Consider the following 20,090-nt stretch of genomic DNA (forward strand, 5'->3'; position numbering starts at 1 on the left):
TTTGACCTTAATGGCATCTGCCAGTTAACACCCACGAGAGAACAGGGTAATAGAATATGATTAAAGTCCTTGTTTTCTTTAATGCTGAATCCTGTAAAGTCATGACCGTTCTGGAAGGTATATCCTCTGTCAGGCAGGAATATCCAAACGGTGAAGAAACACATCTTCGGATTATGTCTGCAGGTTTTCCTTCCTTAACTGGCGATCATGGTATTGTTTACGTGGCAACTGACAGGGAGTTAACGTCACAGGAGATACTTGATGCGGCCAGGAAATATTTATAGCATTTTTGTCATGCTCTCTGCTCCACGTTTAATTGCATGCTTACCCTATTTATCAGAATCGAACAAAAAATGAGTTACAAACATTTATGGCCTGCTAACAGCAGGCTTTTTTTTACATTACACTTTTTTAGAAACACCTCTATAAAGAGAGCGTAATTGGCTACCCTCTGACAAAATGCAGGTGTCTCTCGCCTGCGTGCCATCTTGCCATTTGTGAAAAATCTTACTAAGTGGCCGCGCTAATTCACTAAATGTCTCTCCTGATTTAAAGTTCATCTGGTATGACTGAAGCAATAAGTTATGAGGGTACACGTAAAATGCTGAAGATAGTATGATCTCGCATAATAACTTCAGTGAATAAGGGTTCGTTGAAAGGATAGACATAAGCATCGCCGGAGCCTATTCGAAGATGCATCAACACGTAGCTAAAAACTCATTCTTCATCCGATGCAAGCTAGCCGGGAACACTCTAAGCTAAAGAGAAATGGCACAACAAATGGCACAACAGAAACAGTATAAAACGAAAAACCCCAAGCTAATTAATAGCTTGGGGTTTATATTTGGCGGAAGCGTAGAGATTCGAACTCTAGAACCCTTTCGGGTCGCCGGTTTTCAAGACCGGTGCCTTCAACCGCTCGGCCACGCTTCCGGTATGGGGCGCACTATAAACACCTCTGTTGAGGCTGTAAAGCATCAATTTGTTCAATCGGCTTAAAAATAAGCAAAAACGTGTTATTCGTCTGAAACTCAGGCAGTTTGCGCAGAAATTCAGCGCAAACTGCCCGCGCCGACCTAATGTTTTTTGATGTACATATCTTTGGTGTAGTAATACCCCAGTTTATCCGGCGTAAAACCCCCGACCCATGGCTTCACCAGATGGGTACGCACATAGTGATAGACCGGAATAGCCGGGACATCCTGGCCTAGTAAATCCTCCGCCTGCTGGTAGAACTGACCCCGCGCCGCGGTATCAGACGCTTTTGCCGCATTGCGCAACGCCTCATCGTAGGCTGGATTACTGTACTGAGTGGTATTTTCACTATCGCCGGTACGGAAGGTATTGAGAAAAGTCGCGGCATCGTCATAGTCGGCAATCCACGCGTAGCGCACGGCGTCAAAATTATGCGTGTGCATGGTGTCGAGCATGGTCTTCCACTCCTGATTTTGCAGCTTCGCCTCGACGCCAAGATTCTTTTTCCACATTGAGCTGGCGGCGATGGCAATTCGCTGGTGCGATTCCGAAGTGTTATAGAGCAAATTAAATACCAGCGGATGGGTCTCGTTATACCCGGCCTCGCTCAACAGTTTTTTCGCCTCGGCGATACGTTTATCGCGCGACCAGCTGGCATATTCGGGATTGTGCAGCTTCACCCCACCGATATCAGGCTGGCTGACAAGCCAGGCAGGACGCTGCCCCTGCCCCAGTACCTTCTCCGCGATAATCTCTTTATCGAGGGCCATATTCAGCGCCCGCCGTACGCGCGGGTCATTAAACGGCGGCCGGGTCGTATTGAACTGGTAATAGTAGGTCGCCAGCTGCGGCGAAACATTCAGCTGTTCGCCCAGAGTTTTTTTAAGCTGGGCGAACTGGTTAATCGGCACGGTATAGACGATGTCGATCTCCCCCGCTTTGTAGCGGTTGATATCGGCGGCTTCAGAGCTTATCGGCAGATAGGTCACCTTATTGATGACGGTATGCGCGTTATCCCAGTAACGCGGATTGCGCTCTGCGACGATACGCTCGTTCACCACCCACTGCGACAGCTTGTAGGGCCCGCTGGTTACCATATGTTCCGGTTTGGTCCACTTGTCGCCGTAGCGCGAAATGAGGACTTTATCGAGCGGAACCAGAGACGGGTGCGCCAGCATGGCCAAAAACGCCGCATTCGGCTGGGTTAAGGTCACCTCAAAGGTCGCATCATCAACCGCTCTGACGCCCAGCGTCTCGGGCGCTTTTTGACCCCGTGCTATCTCCGCACCGTTGACGATATGCATATTGCCGGGATAACTCGCGTAAGGGGACGCCGTGAGCGGCGACACCAGACGCTGCCAGCTCCAGACGATATCCTGCGCCGTAATCGCCGTCCCATCAGACCAGGTCGCACCTGGACGCAGGTGGAAGGTCCAGACGGTGTTATCTTTATTCTCCCACTTCTCCGCCAGCCGGGGCTGAATGTCGCCTGCTGGCGAAACGCTGACCAGCCCTTCGAAAAGATCGCTAATGATATTGTTTTCAACGTCGCTTTCGACTTTATGCGGATCCAGCGACGACGGCTCGCTGCCGTTATTTCTGACCAGCTCCTGCTTCTCTGCCAGCACCGTTCCCGGCGGCACCTGCGCGGCCAGCGCCGGGAGAGTGATTGAGAACAGACCGACAGCCAGCAGTACCCGCGTGATGTGATTATATTTTTGTGATTTCATATCCCTTGCCTTTGTTACGCTTCGTTTGTACCCTCTCCAGAGTTAGTCGCAGAATGGCTATAACGCAATATTTTTCAGTTAGTTATCAGATTTCGATCTGGCCACAGAAAGCAAATGAATAAAAATTCCACTTATTCGTCTTTTACTGGAATAAAATGCTGAATCCAGCCCGTTTACTTTGAGTAAAGATGGGTAAAAGCATTAGGGCTTCGGCCTCGTTTTTTTTATGCTTCATTATTAATTACATCTGTCATAAGAGAGTGACTCATGGATCGTATAATTACATCGTCGCGTGACCGTTCATCGCTGCTTAGCACGCATAAAGTTCTGCGGAACACCTATTTTTTGCTTAGCCTGACGCTGGCATTTTCCGCCATTACGGCGACGGCCAGCACGGTACTGATGCTGCCTTCGCCGGGTCTGATTCTGACGCTGGTCGGCATGTATGGCCTGATGTTCCTGACCTATAAAACGGCAAATAAACCTACCGGCATTATTTCCGCGTTTGCCTTTACCGGCTTCCTTGGCTATATCCTGGGGCCGATGCTCAATGCCTACCTGTCTGCGGGCATGGGCGATCTGATTGGCCTGGCGCTGGGCGGAACCGCGCTGGTGTTTTTCTGCTGCTCGGCCTACGTGCTGACGACCCGTAAAGATATGTCCTTCCTCGGCGGCATGCTGATGGCGGGCGTGGTTGTGGTGCTTATCGGTATGGTTGCCAATATTTTCCTGCAGCTGCCGGCTCTGCATCTGGCGATCAGCGCGGTGTTTATCCTGATTTCTTCAGGCGCCATCCTGTTTGAGACCAGCAACATCATCCGCGGCGGTGAAACCAACTACATCCGCGCGACCGTAAGCCTGTACGTCTCGCTGTACAACATCTTCGTCAGCCTGCTGAGCATCCTTGGCTTCGCCAGCAGAGACTAATCCTCTCCCCGGCTCAACTCAGGCCCCGCTTATGCGGGGCCTTATTTTTTGCTACACTGCCGCCATTTTCAGCGGTATGTGAAGAATCATGTTTATCTTTGAAGGCAACGAAATAGAGACCGATAGCGAAGGCTATCTGAAGGATACGACCCTGTGGAGCGAGGCGATGGCGACCGTTATTGCTGAACAGGAGGGCATCGCCCTGTCCGTTGAACACTGGGAAGTCGTGCGCTTCGTGCGCGATTTTTATCTGGAATTCAACACCTCACCGGCAATACGCATGCTGGTGAAAGCCATGGCGAACAAGTTCGGCGAAGAGAAAGGCAACAGCCGCTATCTTTACCGCCTGTTTCCGAAAGGCCCGGCTAAGCAGGCGACAAAAATCGCCGGTCTGCCTAAACCGGTAAAGTGTATCTAATACAAAATGGCGAATTTCTGCCACTCTCTGGTGGGTTGATGCGGCTCGGTCAGAACCCTGTCCACCCGCGCGCTGCGCGGCCCACCGGCTTTCAGCCAGGCGATAAGTTTCTCCACCTGCTCCGGCTCTCCGCAGGCAAGCACCTCCACGCCGCCGTCGTCTAGGTTGCGCGCGTATCCCGTTAGCCCAAGCTGTAGCGCCTCGCGCTGGGTAGAATAGCGAAATCCGACGCCCTGAACGGAACCGTATACCCACGCCATCGTGCAAACCGTTGCCATGCTTTCTCTCCTTTCCGGACATTGACTCAATGACAGAGGATAGCAAATTCTTTCAGCGTACATGCTTTGGTAATAATCCATAGTGCTGACGAAAACGGGCGGTAAAGCGCGAGCCTGACAGATAGCCGCTGCTTTGCGCAATGTCGCCAATGGGCCGCGACGTCGACTGTAATTGCCCCAGCGCGTAGGCCATCCGCACCTCTTCCACGATCTGGCGAAAGCTCCGGGACTCCTGCTGCAAACGGCGGCGCAGCGTCGATTCGCCAAGAAACAGCATTTTTGCGACTTTCGCCACGCTCCACGCTTCGGCAGGCGACAGCATAATAATCTGCCTGACCTGACCGGTTATGTCGTCGCGCCGTTCGTTAAGCAGCGGTCCGGCGTATCCGGCCTGATACAACGCCAGCAGCAACCCCATCGCCTGATGATGCTGTAACTCCGCCGAAAGCCCTTCCCGCACCGCCTGCAGAACGCTCTGCCACATAAACGACAGTTCCGGCGCCAGCGGCGCGCAAAGCGAAGTCAAACGACCGACCTGCGGTTCGCTCATATAGCGATGCTTAAAATCGGCCAACAGCTCGGGCGTTAGTGACAGCAGATCGGAGCAAAACAGCCCGTTTTCCGGCTGATTTATGACCTCCAGTTCCACCTCGGCGGGCAAAATGATCAGCTGCTGCGGCGTTGCCAGCATCTCGCTGGCTCCCTGCACAATGACCTTACTGCCGCGGTTTACCCGGCAGATCGCGGGCGAGAACAGCGTGACGCGGTGCAGTTTGCATAGACGGCGGGTGGTAATTTCCGCCGCCGTTAGCGCATTATGGTGAAAATTGATATTCCGCATCATGCCGCCCTTTTTGTTATCTTACGGCCAGCGCCGTTAACTGCGCGCTGGCGATGGCGTGGCTGTGTAACATAAATCCGACTAACGCCCCGCTGGCCGCGCTATCAATGGGCAGCGTCGGGGTATCAAGCGCCCAGACCGTAAAGCGGTAGCGATGAGGTTTATCTCCGGCCGGCGGGCACGCGCCGCCAAAACCCGCATAGCCAAAGTCATTGCGCCCCTGTACCGCCCCGGCAGGCAGTTTAGCGTTATTTTTGTCTCCGGCGCCAGCGGCTAAACTTGTCACCTGTTGGGCAATATTCACCACCGTCCAGTGCCACCAGCCGCTCCCGGTCGGCGCATCCGGGTCATAAGCGGTCACCGCGAAACTACGGGTACCCGCGGGGGCATTTTGCCAGGCGATCTGCGGTGATACATTGCCGCCGGTGCAGCCAAAGCCGCCAAACCAGTGATTCTGCGCCAGAGACTCGCCATCGCGCATATCTACGCTGCTGATGCTAAACGCTGCGGCATTCGCCGTTCCGCTCATAATAACCATTATTGCGACAGCCCATTTCAATCCTGTTTTCATCGTATTCTCCTCCGTCGGTTGAGGAAATACTGTAAGATCGCGGCGAGATTTTTATTGTGCCAAAGCGCCTGCATTTTGTGCCGAAACGCTCACCTGCCGATAGCGGTGGAATGGTGCTTGCCACAGCCACTTGTGCTAATCTATGCGCCATTTTTCGGTGCCGATATTCCCGTTGCTTAAAGGTAGCTCCATGACAGACTCCATTTTCCCCCGCTTAGTGTTAACCAAAGGACGCGAGAAATCCCTGCTGCGTCGCCATCCGTGGATTTTCTCCGGCGCCGTCGCCCGGATGGAAGGTAAAGCCCGTTCAGGTGAAACCATCGATATTGTGGATTCACAGGGAAAATGGCTGGCCCGCGGCGCCTATTCGCCTTCGTCGCAGATCCGCGCCCGCGTCTGGAGCTTCGATCGCACTGAAGCCATTGATAACGCCTTTTTCGAGCGTCGCCTGCAGCAGGCGCACACCTGGCGTGAGTGGCTGGCGGCCCGCGACGGGCTCGATAGCTACCGCCTGATTGCCGGAGAATCCGACGGCCTGCCGGGCGTTACCATCGATCGTTTTGGCGACTTTTTTGTGCTGCAGCTGCTGAGCGCCGGCGCTGAATATCAGCGCGCGTCAATTGTCAGCGCGCTGCAAACGCTGTTCCCGAACTGCGCCATCTACGATCGTAGCGATGTCGCGGTACGTAAAAAAGAGGGCCTGGAGCTGGCGCAAGGGCCGGTGATCGGTGAACTGCCGCCTGCCCTGCTGCCGATTACCGAGCACGGTATGCAGCTGCTGGTCGACATTCAGGGCGGCCACAAAACCGGCTATTACCTTGACCAGCGCGACAGCCGCCTGGCGACGCGTCGCTATGTTGCGGATAAACGTGTGCTGAACTGCTTCTCCTATACCGGCGGTTTTGCCATCTCTGCGCTGATGGGCGGCTGCCGTCAGGTTGTCAGCGTCGATACGTCGCAGGAAGCGCTGGACGTCGCCAGACAGAACGTTGAGCTGAATAAGCTGGATTTATCGAAAGCGGAATTCGTCCGTGACGATGTGTTCAAGCTGTTGCGTAAATATCGCGATTCAGGCGAAAAGTTTGATGTCATCGTGATGGACCCGCCAAAGTTTGTCGAAAACAAAAGCCAGCTGATGGGCGCCTGCCGCGGCTATAAAGATATCAATATGCTGGCGATCCAGCTCCTGAACCCCGGCGGCATTCTGTTGACCTTCTCCTGCTCCGGCCTGATGACCACCGATTTATTTCAGAAAATCATCGCCGATGCCGCCCTGGATGCCGGACGTGATGTACAATTTATAGAACAGTTCCGTCAGGCTGCCGATCACCCGGTGATTGCAACCTATCCGGAAGGGCTATATCTGAAAGGGTTTGCTTGTCGCATTATGTAACTTGAAAATGGAGAATCGGCCCGCATATAGCAGGTAATCATGTAACCCGGGAGGTGCTTATGATAGCCAGCAAATTCGGTATCGGCCAACAAGTTCGCCACACGCTTCTGGGCTACCTGGGCGTAATCGTCGATGTCGATCCAGAATATTCGCTCACGGAGCCGGAAGTGGACGAAATCGCCGCTAACGACGATTTGCGTCTTGCGCCCTGGTATCACGTGGTGATGGAAGATGACGATGGCCAGCCGATTCACACTTATCTTGCAGAAGCGCAGCTAAGCAGCGAGCCCAGCGACGAGCATCCGGAGCAACCGTCTCTGGACGAGCTGGCGAGAACCATACGCCAGCAGCTGCAGGCGCCGCGATTGCGCAACTAATCTAAAACCCGCGCTGCGGGTTTTTTATTCCCCTCTCTTTTTGCAGTCGCTGCCAGCGCCTGGCATATCTGGTTATTGAACCGTCCGTCACGCTGCTGTTTTTCACTCCAGCGGGTATTAGCCAGCTTCATCTCACGTGAAATGCCCTCGCTATTAAGCGCAAGCTGTTGAAAAAAAGGCGCGAGCATCGCCCCACCCGGTAAAACCTGAATTTTAAACACAGGACTACCGTCGATGTAGCGATACACCAGCGCGTGGTCCGGCAATATGGTGGCGGCAAACGACTGCTGCGCGTAGCTGGCCCAAAAGCTTGCCGCGCCGTAGCCGCGCGAGAAATAATTTTCGCAAACGGGCGGGGCGGCTAACGGCAAGATGCTTTGCTCCGCGGGCCTGAATGCATTTTCCATCCAGCGCGCCATGCCTTCCAGATACCATTTCTGTTTAAAAACCGCGTAGCCGTACTGATACAAATGGAACAATTCATGAGCGGGCGTAACGTTGCGCGCCGGCCGCCGGGCCGCATTGAGGACAATTTTTAAACCGCAGGGGAGCGTCGCGCCATCGCTCATGGTCTCCGCCGCCACGCGGTCAAAGGCCAGGCCGTGACCTTTGGGAAGCGTCAGCAGGTAGATATTAATTTGTCGGGCCTGGGTATAAATTTTCTGCTGCAGCGGCGGTCGCAGACCCAGCAGCGAGGTGTAAAGATATTTTGCAGCCTGAAGCTGGCTCGCGATGTCTTTCACGACATCCGGCACGCCATCGCCGGTACTATCCTGCGGATATTGCAGGGCGTCCTTACCCTGCAGGCTGTAATAAATATGAAACTCATCGACAACGTGCGCTTTTTCCAGATGATGATTGTGCAGCAGCGATCCTGGCACGCAGCGGGCAACCTGCACCACGTCACGGGCCAGCAGCGGCGCACAGCCGCCGCAGGCCAGCAGCAGCGCGACGACTCGCCTCATGGCCTCTCCTGCGGCGAGCGCGGGGGAAACGGACACGGACGGTTACCCAAAGCTTGCCGCCTGTGGACTCTTGCTGGCCAGGCCGAAATCCGCCTTCGCCTGCGCTGCCATCAGCCGCTCGCTGGCCTGCAGCCACGCCGCCCAATGTTCGGCGATGGCGCTGGCATAATAGCGTTGAGCGTTGCACAGCGCGGCCTGCCGCATACTTTGCTGTAGCGTTTTGTCCGCGATAACCTTGATCAACGCCGCCGCCAGAGCTTCTTCATCGCCGCAGGGAACCAGCATCCCCGCCTGCCTGTCCTGCAGGATGTCGCGCGGACCGTATTTGATAGCAAAGCTAATCAGCGGGGTACCGTAGGCCATCGCCTCCACGGCGGAAATAGACTGCCCTTCCTGAGTCGAACAAAGCACGGTACAGCAGGCCGTTTTATGCGCCTGGGCGATGTCGGACGTGAAGCCATTGATATGGATCGCCTGCGCCAGCCCCCACTCCGCCACCTGCGCGCTCAGGCTGCGCCGCAGCGGCCCTACGCCATAAGTGTGCAGCTGCGCATCGGGGATAACCGCCAGCACTTTACGAAAGGCGCTCAGCAGTAAGGCGTGCTGCTTCTCCTCCGAGTAACGCGCGAGGTAGATAACCGTTTGTGACGGCACTTTCTGCGGGTTCGCCGGAATATTGCCGTTATCGAGATGGTTGGGGATCACCGCCATCTGCGTAGCCGGGAATCCCTCCTGCTGCAAATCCTGCCACTGCTCATCGGTGAGGATAATCAACTGGTCGACGAGATCCGGCTGCTCCAGGAGGTGTCGATATGAGCTTTTCAGCGCGCCGTTAGAGAGCTGATGATGGGAGTGAATAATGGCGCTTAATGAGCAGGCCATACGCTGAGCTGGCCGTGAACAGACGAAGTTTTTCCACGTTTTATTTTTATCCACGATAAAGTGCCAACGCCCTTTCCCCGCCAGCATGGTTTCCAGCATCCACGAAAAAAAGTCCTCCTCCAGAGTAAAGCGTTTGACGTCGCCCCCGGCGAGGGCAATTTCCAGAGCGCTGAGCCGCAGGTTGCCTTTCTTCTCATCAAAGCTTTTACGCAGCAGAATATTGCCGGCGCTATCGATATAATCTTCGATAATTTTCCCCTGCGGGCGTAGCAGGAAGTTCTGTTTTCCCACCGGCAGGTCCGCGTCGGGATTGACGACATGCCTGAGTTCAATACTCCCCACCAGCGGCTCCAGCGTCGCAATCGCGTTCATCTCCAGGCAGTCGCTTAACCACTGGTAAAGGTTATAAACCGGTACCTCTTTGGGCAGCGCCCCCCGCGCCTTCAGCGCCTTGACCACCGTGGGTAATTCGGGATTCCACGTCGCGGTAATCAGCCAGGGTACGGCGCGCAGATGTTCGGTGAACAGCTTCGCCCGCCGCATGGCGGCCACCTCGATACCGTTACCGACATCGCGTAGCGTCTCCAGCAGAAAAACGGGCGTCGCATCAATCGACGACGGCGCGTTGTCCTGCTGGAGCGACGGCTTTTTTGCCGCTAAGTGGTATTTCTGATAGGCGATAAAGCCGGAGAGATAGTGTTCGACGTCATCGATACGTACGCGGTAGCTGTGGTGGCGTATAAAGAAGCTGTTAACGATCCGCGCGGGATTTTTAAAGAACATCGCCAGCTCGGGCCAGAAGAAGCCGTTCAGCAAATAGCGGGCGCGGGTTTCCAGCGCCTGCCAGAATTTTTGCTGGTCAAAATCATCCAGCAGGTGGCGGTGCTCGGGCGAGGCGCCCAGCCGGGTGACCATTTCCGACGCCGCCATCATTAGCTCCAGCAGCGTGGGATAGGTCGTCACACGATGCAGTACGAAATCAAGATGATCGCGCACATTATTGAGACCAAAACGAAAGTACTTCTCCTCCGGGCGGAAGCGGGTTAATTCATTTACGCAGTAGCTCAGCCAGTGGTCGTGATGCTGCCAGTGTTTGTTTTGAATGAAATAGGCGAAGGCTTTTTCCACCACGTCCAGCCACAATGGCTCTTTGGTCAGGCCGTACAGGCGCATCAAGGCAAACGCCGCTTCGCCATCGTAGTAGATAATGCGGAATTTGGCCTTCAACGACAGATCGTGGCTATTTAATACATGAACAAATTGGCCGCTTTGCGGATCCTGCATCCAGGCAATACCGGTCGCCAGCTGCGCCATCAGCGGCAGGTACTGCCGGTCTCCGGTCGTTTCGGTATATTTTACCAGCGCCAGGATGCTGACGGCATTACCGCCAAGCTTGATCTCCTCGCCAACGTCGCAGAGGAACGCTGCCTCGCGCCCATCATCCAACGTCCGCACCTCAATCAGCGTGCTTACCAGATACGCAATCGCCCGGTCTATGGCCTGGCGAACCGACGGCAGGCGCGTCGCTTCCCAGCCTTCGATCAGCGAATAGGTCGAGCTGGCGTGGCGCAGCGCGTTATAGGAACGGACCGGGCGATCGAAACAGGGAAACCAGCCATAATGATACAGCCCGTCTTTCCTGACCTGACGGGCCAGATAATCGCTGCCTTTTTTAATCACCTCAGCCAGGCACGCTTGCTGCCAGTTTTCCCCAATGGCGCGATAGCCGGAGCCCCTCCCGGCATGTTCAATGACTTTTACGCCAAAGCGATCGCAAAAGACCGCCTGGGTTTTAAAACGCCACAGAGGCTGCTGCGGATCCTCCGGCCAGCTAAGCGTCTGCTTAAACCGCCGCTGGCCGTAGTTTTGCAAATTGACGCTATTCGGCGCGACGACGCCATTATCGCCGTCGTAGAGCAGCGCGTTGCCGGCGATTTCCTGCTCTAGCATCGCACAGCTAAACTGCGGGTCAAACGCGAGTCCAAAGCGAAAATAGTTGCGCTTGGTGACTCTGAATTTCTCATTGAGGGAGTGCCAGCTGAGCTTTTCCACGCTGTCCACAACGTCGATACGCAGCCACTGCGGTTCATTGGCCTGCTTTTTACGCCACTCCTGCAGCGCTCTGGCCCCCGCCAGCCAGGCGAGATCGAAGCTGGTTCCGCTGGCGATATGCATATGCGCCCGCTCTTTGCCATCGCTGACGCTAAAGAAAATCACCCATGCCGGATAGTCAGAGGGCAACACGGTGGATTTCAATTTTTTGGCCTGAAAGCAAGCTTGTTGCAGTAAGTCACTTAGCGCCATCTTTCCCTCTCCATTTATTCAAGAATGCGTTGGATGTTTAAAAATTATTATCAGAGACTGCAAACAAACTCGTTTTAGGGATTGCGCCACATTATTGTCGGGTGGCGTATGACGCCTTATCCGACCTGTCATTCCCGTATGCCGCGCCGGGGTATCAGCCCCGACACATCTCCCGGACCGCAAACGGCGGAGAACCCGTAGCCGACAAGATGTTCGCACTTTGATTAGCGCTCCCGTAATGCTTCTTTGGCCCGATTAAATGGTTTTACCAGATAATCCATAACCGTTTTTTCACCGGTCTTAATATCAACGGTAGCGATCATCCCCGGGCCAATTAAAAAGCGCTTGCCGCTCTTATTCTCCAGGTAATCATTATCAGTACGGATAAATACCCGGTAGTAGTAAATATCGGGTTTAGCTTCATCCTGAGTGGTATCCGGCGATATGGTTTCCACCACGCCGTTAAGTGCGCCATAGATGGCATAATCATAGGCGGTAATTTTGACCAGCGCCTGCTGGTCGGGATGGATAAAAGCAATATCGCGAGGGGAGATCCGCGCTTCGATTAATAAACGGCCGTCTACAGGCACGATTTCCATCAATTCGCCATTGGGCGCAATAACCCCACCAATAGTATTGACCTTAATATTTTTAACAATTCCCTGTACCGGCGAGCGGACGGTTAAACGCGTCACCGAATCGGCGCGCCCTTTAATCACTTCCGCCAGGCTGGCTACATCGGCATTGGCTTTTGACAGCTGTTCACGCGCGTCAACAAAATAACGCGTATTGAGATCGATTTTTTTAAAACTAATATCCGCGACCTGCTGACGAAGACGCAGCACTTCGACGTTGCTCGCCGCCCCGGTTTTCGCCAGTTTTTCAGTAATGGCCAGTTCGCTATTGACCAGCTTTAACGACTCATCCAGCTGACGCGTCGATTTGCTCAGTTGCTCCTTGCGGCTATGGTAAAGGCGGGTCTCCTCCGCCAACAGCGCGGGCCAGGCTTTCAGGGTGTCGGGAAACACCAGCGGCTGATTGTTGACCTCAGCAGTTAAGCGAATGCTCGCCGCCAGAGAGGCGCGATACTTCGCCTGGCTTTCCCCCACGTTAGATTCGCTGCGGGTGGGGTCGAGGCGCGCCACGACCTGTCCGGCTTGCACTTTGCTGCCCTCCTGCACGTTCAGCTCGGTTAAGATGCCGCCATCGAGGGTCTGAATCACCTGCTCCCGGGAGCTGGGGATCACTTTTCCGGTGCCCGTAGAGACTTCATCCAGCACGGCGAACCAGGCCCAGACAGCGCCCACCAGCAGCATACCGGCCAGCAGCAGTATCAGCCGCCGCGATTTTACGATCTTCGCTTCGTCTTGTTCGTTATCCGGCAGCAGCGCCACCGGGTCATGATCCGCCATCATGGGAAGCTTATTCATATATTCACCACCTGGCCGCGGGCTTTCTCTTGTTCAAAGACGGTGGCTTTAGGTTTATCCAGCGCCAGCTGTCCATCCTGGATGACCAGAATCCGGTCAACGATATTGAGCACCGCCGCTTTATGCGTGGCGATAATCATCGTTCGCTCGCCGGCCCACAGCGCCAGCTGTTCCACAAAGGCCTTTTCCGTTCGCTCGTCGAAATAAGAGGTCGGTTCATCAAGCAGGACGATGTTCGGATCGCGCAGCAGGGTTCTGGCCAGCAGCAGCGACTGGCGCTGGCCGCCTGAAAGCCCCACCCCGCCTTCCATGACAATATGTTCGAGGCCGAGGGGCAGTTTGCGTACAAACTCCAGAGCGCCGCACAGGGTAAGCACCGAGAAGATTTCATCATCCGTCGCCGCTGGCCGCCCAAGGATTAAATTCTCGCGCAGGGTGCCGTGAAACAGCCGCGCCTCCTGGGTGAGCAAAGTGGCGTTGCGGCGAATATCCGCAAGGTCGATCTGCGGCAGGCTTAAATCATCCAGCCGCAGTTCGCCGGCGACCAGCTCGACGTTGCCCATCATCGCCTGCAATAGGGTCGATTTACCGGCGCCGATTCGCCCAAGGATGGCGATTCTCTCACCGGCTTTAATCGATAGCTGGTTAATTCGCAGCGGAATCGCGGCGTCGTTAAGGCCGTAGCGGAATTCCGCCTGGCGGAACTCATAGTTACCGTGCAGCACGGCGCGGTGAACCCGGGGTTCGTCCTGGCCGCCTTCGACCGGTAGCGCCATCAGATTATCGAGGCTGGCCTTCGCCGTTTTCACCTGCTGCCAGCGAGCAAGCACGCCGCACAGCGCGGTCATCGGCGCGACCATGCGGGTTGAAAGCATCGATGCCGCCACCATGGCCCCGGTGGTGATGTCGCCATTAATCACCAGCGGCGCGCCGACCACCACTACCGTGGCGTATAGCAGGTTTTGTACCGACATTCCCCAGCTGACCAGGCCGTGAGTGAGCCTGCGCGTTCTGACCCCCGACTCGGCGGTAATCGCAATATAGCTATTCCACTGATGCAAAAAGCGGCTTTCCGCCTGCATCATTTTGATGTCCTGCAAACCCTGAATACTCTCCACCAGAATGGCGTTTCGTAAGGTATTTTCGTGCTGATTTTTGTTGGCCAGCGCCGCGAGCTTGCGCTGCAATAGCAGGCCGGGCAGGATCATCAGAACCGTCGCCACCGGCGCTATCCAGCTTAGCCACGGCGAGACGATAAACAGCACCACCTGGAACAGCAAAAAGAACGGTAAATCCGCCACGATGGTCATCATCGTTGAGGTCATCATTTCGCGCACCTGCTCCAGCTCGCGGATTTGCGAAATAAAGCTCCCCGTTGAGCGCGGCACTGCGCTGTTTTTCAGGCGCAACGCGTGGCCGAAAACCCGGTCCGAGACCCGAATATCCCCACGTTTGCCGAGCAGATCCGTGACGTGTCCGCGCATAATTTTCAGCGCAAAAGCAAATACCGCCGCCAGCAATACGCCGCTGAACAGGACATAAAGAGTGGGATAAGACTGGGCCGGGATCACCCGATCGTATACCTGCATCGAAAACAGAATCCCGCTCAGCGCCAGAACGTTAATGGCGAACGAAGCCAGCATGACGTGCATATAGGGGCGAAGATCTTTCAGCACAATTTTACGCAGCCAGTCCGGCTGAAAGCGGGTCAGATAGCTTTCTGTACGAATATCCCTTTCCGGAGCCGACGGGCGAAAAGCAACGGTCTTGTCAATTTCCGGCAGCAGAGTTTCCAGCGGGCAGTAGCTGAGCAGCGACAGCTCCTTCACGAACCGCACCCCGACGGCATTATTGACGTCAAAGCTTTCAACTATCGCCACCTGGCCATCGCGCAGCTGGATAACGAGCGGTAGCCGCCAGGCCGACATTTTCTGATCGGTGGCGGATAAAAACTGGCAGTGTAATCCGGCGTGGCGCGCCAGGTGCCGGAGCGCTTCGGGCAGCGTTTTCTGCGTCGCCCATTCGGCAGCCGCATGTAGCGTTCCGGGAGAAAAACTTTGTCGATAGTGGTTGGCAATAAAGGCAATCGCATTCGACCAATCGGACAAGTGCGGTATTCCGGCACGTTCATCTTGTGGGGTCATGGGCGGATCTCCACGCCCTGGATATTTTGATTTTCCAGCGCGAACACCGTGCGCATCTTGCCGGTGCTGAACAGGCAGTCCAGCTCCAGCGAGCGCAGTTGTGATTCCGTCAGGACCTGGCTAAATCTGGCCTGGTAAATTTCCTGATCGACGTTGAGCAGATCCAGCAGCGGCCGTGAACCGAGCTGGAGATACTGATCCTGGTACAGCGCCCGGGTTTGCTCGCCCAGCTGCTGCTGTCGTTTCTGAATCCCCAGCGACTGGGCAAGATTGACCGCTTCATCGCGAGAGGCGTTCAGCTTCTGGCTGGCGTCCAGCTGGGCGGTTTTGATCGCCGCATTCGCCGCCGCCAGACTTTGTTGGGCGGCGTCTCGGGAGGCGGTCATCGCCCCGCCCTGGTAGATAGGCATTTGCACTTTTACCCAAGCGGAATATTGCGTTTTATTCAGCACCGCGCTGTTGGCGTAGTTATCGTTAAGGTAATGGGTCACCTCCGGTTCCAGGGAAATCGTCGGCAGCATTTGCGCGTTGGCGTTATCCAGCTGCGCCTGCGCCTGACCGGCCTGGGCCAGCGCCGCCAGTACCGCTGGAACGGAACGGTAATCGATTTTGGATACCGCGCAGGCGGCATCCATTCCCTGCGGGACATCATCCGTTACCGTCGCGATTCCGCCGATGCCGATATAGGTCGCGAGCGTGGCTTTCCAGCGTTCAAGGGCCGCCTGATATTGCAGGAGCGTGGATTGCGCGCCTTCCACGCGGGTATCGGTCTGCACAACGTCCGATAATGAAGATGCCCCCGCATCGTTGCGCTGGCGAATAAGATCGCCGATCTGCTGTAGCGAGTTAACCTGCGCTTTGGCGATTTCAACCAGCTTTTGATAGCCCTGCACCTGGACTACCGCCGCGGCGGTATCGTGAGCGACCTGATCGATATTCAGCATCACGGTGGCCTGCTGCTGAGCCACGCCGGAGTCTGCTGCTCTCACCGAACTGGACACTTTGCCGAAGTCGTAAAGCATTTGCGACACTGAGACGACCAGCGATGGCGTATATCCGGCATCAGAATAAGTGTTTGTATAACCATTATTCATACCCGCACTTATTTGCGGGTAATATTTTGCTTTCGCCACATCAACTTTTTGCGCCATCTCCTGAAGCTTACTGACCTCCTGCGTAATAGAGGGATGCCAGTTCACCGCGTTTTTTACCGCCTTTTTAATATCCAGCGGACCGGATATTCGGGTCTGACTGTTAATAATCTCGTCGTTATACCCCGCGACCTGCTGATTATCGGTTAAACGCTGGCTGCTAATATCATTCGGCAGCAAATATGAATTTTCCGCATGAGCTGAAAGCGACGGATTTAACGTGATTAATAGAGCTGTATAGCCACAGGTTATGACATTCCTTTTTTGTATAAATAGACGCATCAAATTTACCCTTCAGAAAACACGCACTGAAAAAACGGATATAATAATTTCCGCATCATTATTTTTATTAAATGATAGTCGGCGATCTCCCGCTTCACTGACCTGAATGATTCCTCCGCGATAAAATAATCTGGACGGCGCTTCCCTGTGCCGTCATCGATTTAAGCTAGTTAGTTGGAGTTATTAGTATCAAGCAGCTCGTTGAGCGAATTGATATGCACCCCTTCCAGCGTGATTAAGGTTGTCGATTGATGGCCGCCTGCGCCACCGTCGCGGTCGATAGATACCACCGTATTACTGCCCACGTAGCTCAAGGTGACATAATTGCCCAGGCTACTGCTGTTACCATCCCAGCCGACCAGCAGCGCCGATACGTCGATATGATCCCCTTGCGCAACCGAGAAGTCCTTCCAGGTATCGCTTCCGTTGCCGCCGGTATTATCATCGGCCAGCAGGTTGTAGATTACCGTGTCGGCCCCGATGCCCAGGGTGAAGGTATCGTCGTAAGCGGTACTGTGGATGTCGTCGCCGTTCACGCTGCCGGTAATCTGCGGATGCAGATCGATAGTCAGCGTCGCCGCGGAAGAAGCGCCATTGCTGTCGTTCACCGAGTAGGCAAAGACTTCCTTATGCGTGATGGTCGACACATCCATTCCTGCCTTCAGACTGTAGGTGTAAGAACCATTATTCGCCATCGTCAGGGTGCCATAGTCACCGTAAATTGTGACGCTGGTTGCGCTTACGTTACTCCCGTTGCTGGTCGTGATACTGCCATTGCTGTGGAAAGTCCAGGTTTCCGCAGCGCCGCTGGAAGTGTGTCCGGAGACGCTGTAAGACGAGTACAGTACGCCATGGAAATCTTCCGTACCGCCTGAGTTATTTCCGTTCTGTATATTTCCACTGACGTTGGTTCCCGCTACCGTGTAGTGCGTCGCGGTGTCAATGGTCGTACCGGTTATCGAAGCCCCGACGGTATAATTCGGTGCCGGCGTTAAGAAAGTATCAAGAGTGGCGGTCGCCTTAGACACCAGAACCATCTCGTAGTTACCTTCGCTCAATGCCACATTCATCAGCGTTAACGTATCCGCAGCATTTGTTGTGGTGCCGATAACGGTGGTCAAGCTCTCTGTCGGCGTGCCCTGCCATACCAGAACCTTACTGCCATCGCTGAGCACGTGATAAATGCTGACCGTGCTGTCAATTCTGACGGTATTGACCACCGAGCCACTCGCGGTGTAGTTCACTTTCACCGAGAGCGTATCCATTTCGCGATCGGCCCCAACGCTGAAGTTGATGGTCCTGGTTGCTGATACGCCTCCCGTGGTTGATTTACCGCTTGTATTCAGCCCCGCAGTGTCAATCGCCGGAACATTCACCGTTGCCAGCGCCGTTGCTACGTTCAGCGTGACCTGGTCATTGACCGCCAGCGAAGCCGGGCTATCGATATCGATCGTCAGCGTGGTGCTCGCCGTGTGGCCGAGGCTGTCAGTAATGGTGTACGTAAAGACTTCCGATTGACCGACGCTATTCACTCCGCCATAAGGCTGATAGGTATAGCTACCGTCGCTGTGGATGGTCAACGATCCCCATGCGCCCTCTATCGTCGTTCCGCTGCCGCTGACCTCCTTAGGTTCAGCGCCGTTAACCGAGGTGGCGGTGACGCTGGTCACCTTAATATTGACCCCTGTATCCGCCACGTCGCCTGCACCATCGCTTTGCAGCACGTTGCCCGTCAGGCTGTCGGTGTGATAGCCCTCAGAATCGGTGACCGAGACGTTGACAAAGGTCCCCAGGTTCAGGTCCAGCAGGGCCCCCAGCAGGCCTCCGGTATTCGGTGAGGAGACCACCGCCGTATACGATCCTGAAGGTAACATCGAGGACCAGCCGCCTCCGCTATAGCCGAGGCTGAGCCCGATGCCGTTAACGTTAATGTTGACGGCGTTTGTCAGGACCTGCACGACTTCTCCGGTAGCCTTATCGATGATAGAGAGATCCGCCGTGAAGGACGATGCGCCGCCCAACAGGCTCAGCAGCGTCGTCAGTGCCGCGCCCAGACTCAGACCGGTGCTCCCTGAGACCGTCAGCAGCACTTTTTCGTTCGCGCCGGCGGCCACATCAAAGTCAAAGCTATTACCGTTAAGTAACCCAACATTGACGTTACCGAGTAACGAGACGCCGACGAGCTGCCCGACGGTACCGCTTTCTCCGTTGAGGGTATCGAACGTCGCGGTCAGATCCGTTTCCTGAGCATCCGGATTGGCCTGCGCCGGTTCGATATTGCCGCCGATATTAATCGTCAGGTTCGTCGTCGATGTATTACCCGCTTCATCGGTAATGGTATAGCTAAAGACATCCGATTTACCGATAGCGGCCCCGCCTTTGGTCAACTGGTAGCTATAGCTGCCATCAGAGTGAATCGTCAGCACCCCATAAGCTCCGGTGATATCGACGCCAGCGCTGGTCACATTGACCGGGGTCGATCCGTCGACGGAATCCGATACCGCACTGGTGACCGAGATGCCCTGACCGCTATCCTGCATATCGCCGCTGGCGGTTGTATCCAGCACGTTACCTTCAATGGCGCCGACGCTGTAGCCAACCGAATCCGTTACATCCACGTTGACGAAGCTTGCCACCTGGGCCGCTGCCAGCGCGTTGATTAACGATACCAGGGTGCCGTTACTTTCCGGCGCAGAGATAACCATGGTGTAGTCGCCGGCCGGCAGATTGGCGAAGGAGACCGTGCCGTTATAGGAGAGCCCGCCAAGCAGGCTCGCCGAGATAGAGACGCTGTTTTCCGCTATCGCCACAACTTCACCGGTGACCGTATTCACCACCGACAGATCGGCCTTCAGGGTATTTCCTGCCCCCAGCAGATTGACGATAGTGGTCAGCAATCCGCTCGCCGTCAGCAGCGAGTTGCCGTTCACCGATACCGTCATATCCTCCACGGTGCCGGATCCCACGCTAAAGCGCAGATTATTGCCCGCCAGCAGCGAGACATCGACGGTGCTGAGCAAGGTCAGGCCAACCAGTTGACCGCTGGTACCGCTGACGTTGTTCAGGTTACCTTCCAGCGCGACAACGTCCGGGCTGTTGCTATCGGGGTTGGCCTCAATATCGCTGTCAGAGTCCGAGTCGCTGTCAGAGTCGGAATCGCTGTCGGAATCCGAGTCGCTGTCAGAGTCCGAGTCGCTGTCGGAGTCGGAATCGCTGTCGGAGTCGGAATCGCTGTCGGAATCCGAATCGCTGTCAGAGTCCGAGTCGCTGTCGGAGTCAGAATCGCTGTCAGAGTCCGAGTCTCTGTCTGACTCCGAATCGCTGTCAGAATCCGAGTCGCTGTCGGAATCGGAGTCGCTGTCGGAATCGGAGTCGCTGTCGGAGTCGGAGTCACTGTCGGAATCCGAATCACTGTCAGAATC

Annotated in this window: 15 protein-coding genes and 1 tRNA gene; 5 read left to right on the plus strand and 11 right to left on the minus strand. The window is 55.2% G+C overall.

The window, feature by feature from the left end:
• Window positions 1–56 precede the first annotated feature (56 nt).
• Window positions 57–284 carry a hypothetical protein gene (locus ABLV75_RS07490; RefSeq protein ID WP_049094912.1) on the plus strand — a complete coding sequence of 76 codons (228 nt, stop codon included), beginning with the start codon at window positions 57–59 and terminating at the stop codon, window positions 282–284.
• A 561-nt stretch (window positions 285–845) separates the two neighbouring features.
• On the opposite strand, the gene ABLV75_RS07495 is transcribed toward ABLV75_RS07490, so the two are convergent.
• Together ABLV75_RS07495 and ABLV75_RS07500 are read right to left on the minus strand one after the other, a co-directional pair.
• Window positions 846–933: transfer RNA gene (locus ABLV75_RS07495), tRNA-Ser, on the minus strand.
• A gap of 143 nt (window positions 934–1,076) precedes the next feature.
• Window positions 1,077–2,705, minus strand: coding sequence for an ABC transporter substrate-binding protein (locus ABLV75_RS07500; protein WP_004100830.1), 1,629 nt, complete (start codon window positions 2,703–2,705; stop codon window positions 1,077–1,079).
• A 267-nt stretch (window positions 2,706–2,972) separates the two neighbouring features.
• On the opposite strand from ABLV75_RS07500, the gene yccA reads away from it, so the two are divergent.
• Window positions 2,973–3,632 (plus strand): FtsH protease modulator YccA, encoded by a 660-nt coding sequence (yccA, locus tag ABLV75_RS07505; protein WP_004100829.1) that lies wholly within the window; start codon window positions 2,973–2,975, stop codon window positions 3,630–3,632.
• A gap of 88 nt (window positions 3,633–3,720) precedes the next feature.
• Window positions 3,721–4,050, plus strand: coding sequence for a sulfurtransferase TusE (gene tusE / locus ABLV75_RS07510; protein WP_004100828.1), 330 nt, complete (start codon window positions 3,721–3,723; stop codon window positions 4,048–4,050).
• On the opposite strand, the gene yccX is transcribed toward tusE, so the two are convergent.
• The 3 genes from yccX to ABLV75_RS07525 are packed head-to-tail and all read right to left on the minus strand — an operon-like array spanning window position 4,047 to window position 5,740.
• Window positions 4,047–4,328 (minus strand): acylphosphatase, encoded by a 282-nt coding sequence (gene yccX / locus ABLV75_RS07515; protein ID WP_004100825.1) that lies wholly within the window; start codon window positions 4,326–4,328, stop codon window positions 4,047–4,049. The genes tusE and yccX overlap by 4 nt on opposite strands.
• A 52-nt stretch (window positions 4,329–4,380) precedes the next feature.
• Window positions 4,381–5,169, minus strand: coding sequence for a helix-turn-helix domain-containing protein (locus ABLV75_RS07520; RefSeq protein ID WP_004100823.1), 789 nt, complete (start codon window positions 5,167–5,169; stop codon window positions 4,381–4,383).
• Between the two features lie 16 nt (window positions 5,170–5,185).
• Window positions 5,186–5,740, minus strand: coding sequence for a YbhB/YbcL family Raf kinase inhibitor-like protein (locus ABLV75_RS07525; protein WP_004100822.1), 555 nt, complete (start codon window positions 5,738–5,740; stop codon window positions 5,186–5,188).
• 190 nt (window positions 5,741–5,930) lie between these two features.
• On the opposite strand from ABLV75_RS07525, the gene rlmI reads away from it, so the two are divergent.
• Together rlmI and hspQ are read left to right on the plus strand one after the other, a co-directional pair.
• Window positions 5,931–7,133, plus strand: a complete 1,203-nt coding sequence (gene rlmI, locus ABLV75_RS07530) for a 23S rRNA (cytosine(1962)-C(5))-methyltransferase RlmI (protein ID WP_004100820.1) — start codon at window positions 5,931–5,933, stop codon at window positions 7,131–7,133.
• Window positions 7,134–7,192: 59 nt separating this feature from the next.
• Window positions 7,193–7,510 (plus strand): heat shock protein HspQ, encoded by a 318-nt coding sequence (gene hspQ / locus ABLV75_RS07535; protein ID WP_004100817.1) that lies wholly within the window; start codon window positions 7,193–7,195, stop codon window positions 7,508–7,510.
• On the opposite strand, the gene ABLV75_RS07540 is transcribed toward hspQ, so the two are convergent.
• The 6 genes from ABLV75_RS07540 to ABLV75_RS07565 form a co-directional block, all read right to left on the minus strand.
• The gene (locus ABLV75_RS07540) at window positions 7,507–8,475 is read right to left on the minus strand and encodes a hypothetical protein (RefSeq protein WP_004100814.1); all 969 of its coding nucleotides are present in this window, start codon (window positions 8,473–8,475) and stop codon (window positions 7,507–7,509) included. The two genes, hspQ and ABLV75_RS07540, sit on opposite strands and share 4 nt — an antisense overlap.
• A gap of 42 nt (window positions 8,476–8,517) precedes the next feature.
• The gene (locus ABLV75_RS07545; protein WP_004100813.1) at window positions 8,518–11,661 is read right to left on the minus strand and encodes a glycosyltransferase; all 3,144 of its coding nucleotides are present in this window, start codon (window positions 11,659–11,661) and stop codon (window positions 8,518–8,520) included.
• A 224-nt stretch (window positions 11,662–11,885) separates the two neighbouring features.
• Window positions 11,886–13,091 carry an HlyD family efflux transporter periplasmic adaptor subunit gene (locus tag ABLV75_RS07550; protein WP_004100812.1) on the minus strand — a complete coding sequence of 402 codons (1,206 nt, stop codon included), beginning with the start codon at window positions 13,089–13,091 and terminating at the stop codon, window positions 11,886–11,888.
• Window positions 13,088–15,235: a type I secretion system permease/ATPase gene (locus ABLV75_RS07555; RefSeq protein ID WP_004100811.1), complete on the minus strand. Its 2,148-nt coding sequence runs from the start codon at window positions 15,233–15,235 to the stop codon at window positions 13,088–13,090. Before ABLV75_RS07555 ends, ABLV75_RS07550 begins: the two co-directional genes overlap by 4 nt.
• Complete coding sequence (locus ABLV75_RS07560) at window positions 15,232–16,668, minus strand: TolC family outer membrane protein (RefSeq protein ID WP_004100810.1); 1,437 nt, start codon at window positions 16,666–16,668, stop codon at window positions 15,232–15,234. The genes ABLV75_RS07555 and ABLV75_RS07560 overlap by 4 nt, the downstream gene beginning before the upstream one ends.
• 170 nt (window positions 16,669–16,838) lie before the next feature.
• On the minus strand, window positions 16,839–20,090 hold a 3,252-nt coding region (locus ABLV75_RS07565), incomplete at its 5' end, for a type I secretion C-terminal target domain-containing protein (protein WP_348854913.1).

The organism is Klebsiella sp. CN_Kp066 (assembly GCF_040065135.1).
GTDB classification, from domain to species: domain Bacteria; phylum Pseudomonadota; class Gammaproteobacteria; order Enterobacterales; family Enterobacteriaceae; genus Klebsiella; species Klebsiella oxytoca.

Excerpts from the sequence above, each read along its gene's own strand:
- hspQ (WP_004100817.1), top strand. The coding sequence starts at position 7,193 with ATGATAGCCAGCAAATTCGGTATCGGCCAACAAGTTCGCCACACGCTT.
- yccA (WP_004100829.1), top strand. The coding sequence starts at position 2,973 with ATGGATCGTATAATTACATCGTCGCGTGACCGTTCATCGCTGCTTAGC.
- ABLV75_RS07545 (WP_004100813.1), bottom strand. The coding sequence starts at position 11,661 with ATGGCGCTAAGTGACTTACTGCAACAAGCTTGCTTTCAGGCCAAAAAA.
- ABLV75_RS07540 (WP_004100814.1), bottom strand. The coding sequence starts at position 8,475 with ATGAGGCGAGTCGTCGCGCTGCTGCTGGCCTGCGGCGGCTGTGCGCCG.
- ABLV75_RS07550 (WP_004100812.1), bottom strand. The coding sequence starts at position 13,091 with ATGAATAAGCTTCCCATGATGGCGGATCATGACCCGGTGGCGCTGCTG.
- ABLV75_RS07520 (WP_004100823.1), bottom strand. The coding sequence starts at position 5,169 with ATGCGGAATATCAATTTTCACCATAATGCGCTAACGGCGGCGGAAATT.
- ABLV75_RS07555 (WP_004100811.1), bottom strand. The coding sequence starts at position 15,235 with ATGACCCCACAAGATGAACGTGCCGGAATACCGCACTTGTCCGATTGG.
- ABLV75_RS07500 (WP_004100830.1), bottom strand. The coding sequence starts at position 2,705 with ATGAAATCACAAAAATATAATCACATCACGCGGGTACTGCTGGCTGTC.
- yccX (WP_004100825.1), bottom strand. The coding sequence starts at position 4,328 with ATGGCAACGGTTTGCACGATGGCGTGGGTATACGGTTCCGTTCAGGGC.
- ABLV75_RS07525 (WP_004100822.1), bottom strand. The coding sequence starts at position 5,740 with ATGAAAACAGGATTGAAATGGGCTGTCGCAATAATGGTTATTATGAGC.
- tusE (WP_004100828.1), top strand. The coding sequence starts at position 3,721 with ATGTTTATCTTTGAAGGCAACGAAATAGAGACCGATAGCGAAGGCTAT.
- ABLV75_RS07560 (WP_004100810.1), bottom strand. The coding sequence starts at position 16,668 with ATGCGTCTATTTATACAAAAAAGGAATGTCATAACCTGTGGCTATACA.
- ABLV75_RS07490 (WP_049094912.1), top strand. The coding sequence starts at position 57 with ATGATTAAAGTCCTTGTTTTCTTTAATGCTGAATCCTGTAAAGTCATG.
- rlmI (WP_004100820.1), top strand. The coding sequence starts at position 5,931 with ATGACAGACTCCATTTTCCCCCGCTTAGTGTTAACCAAAGGACGCGAG.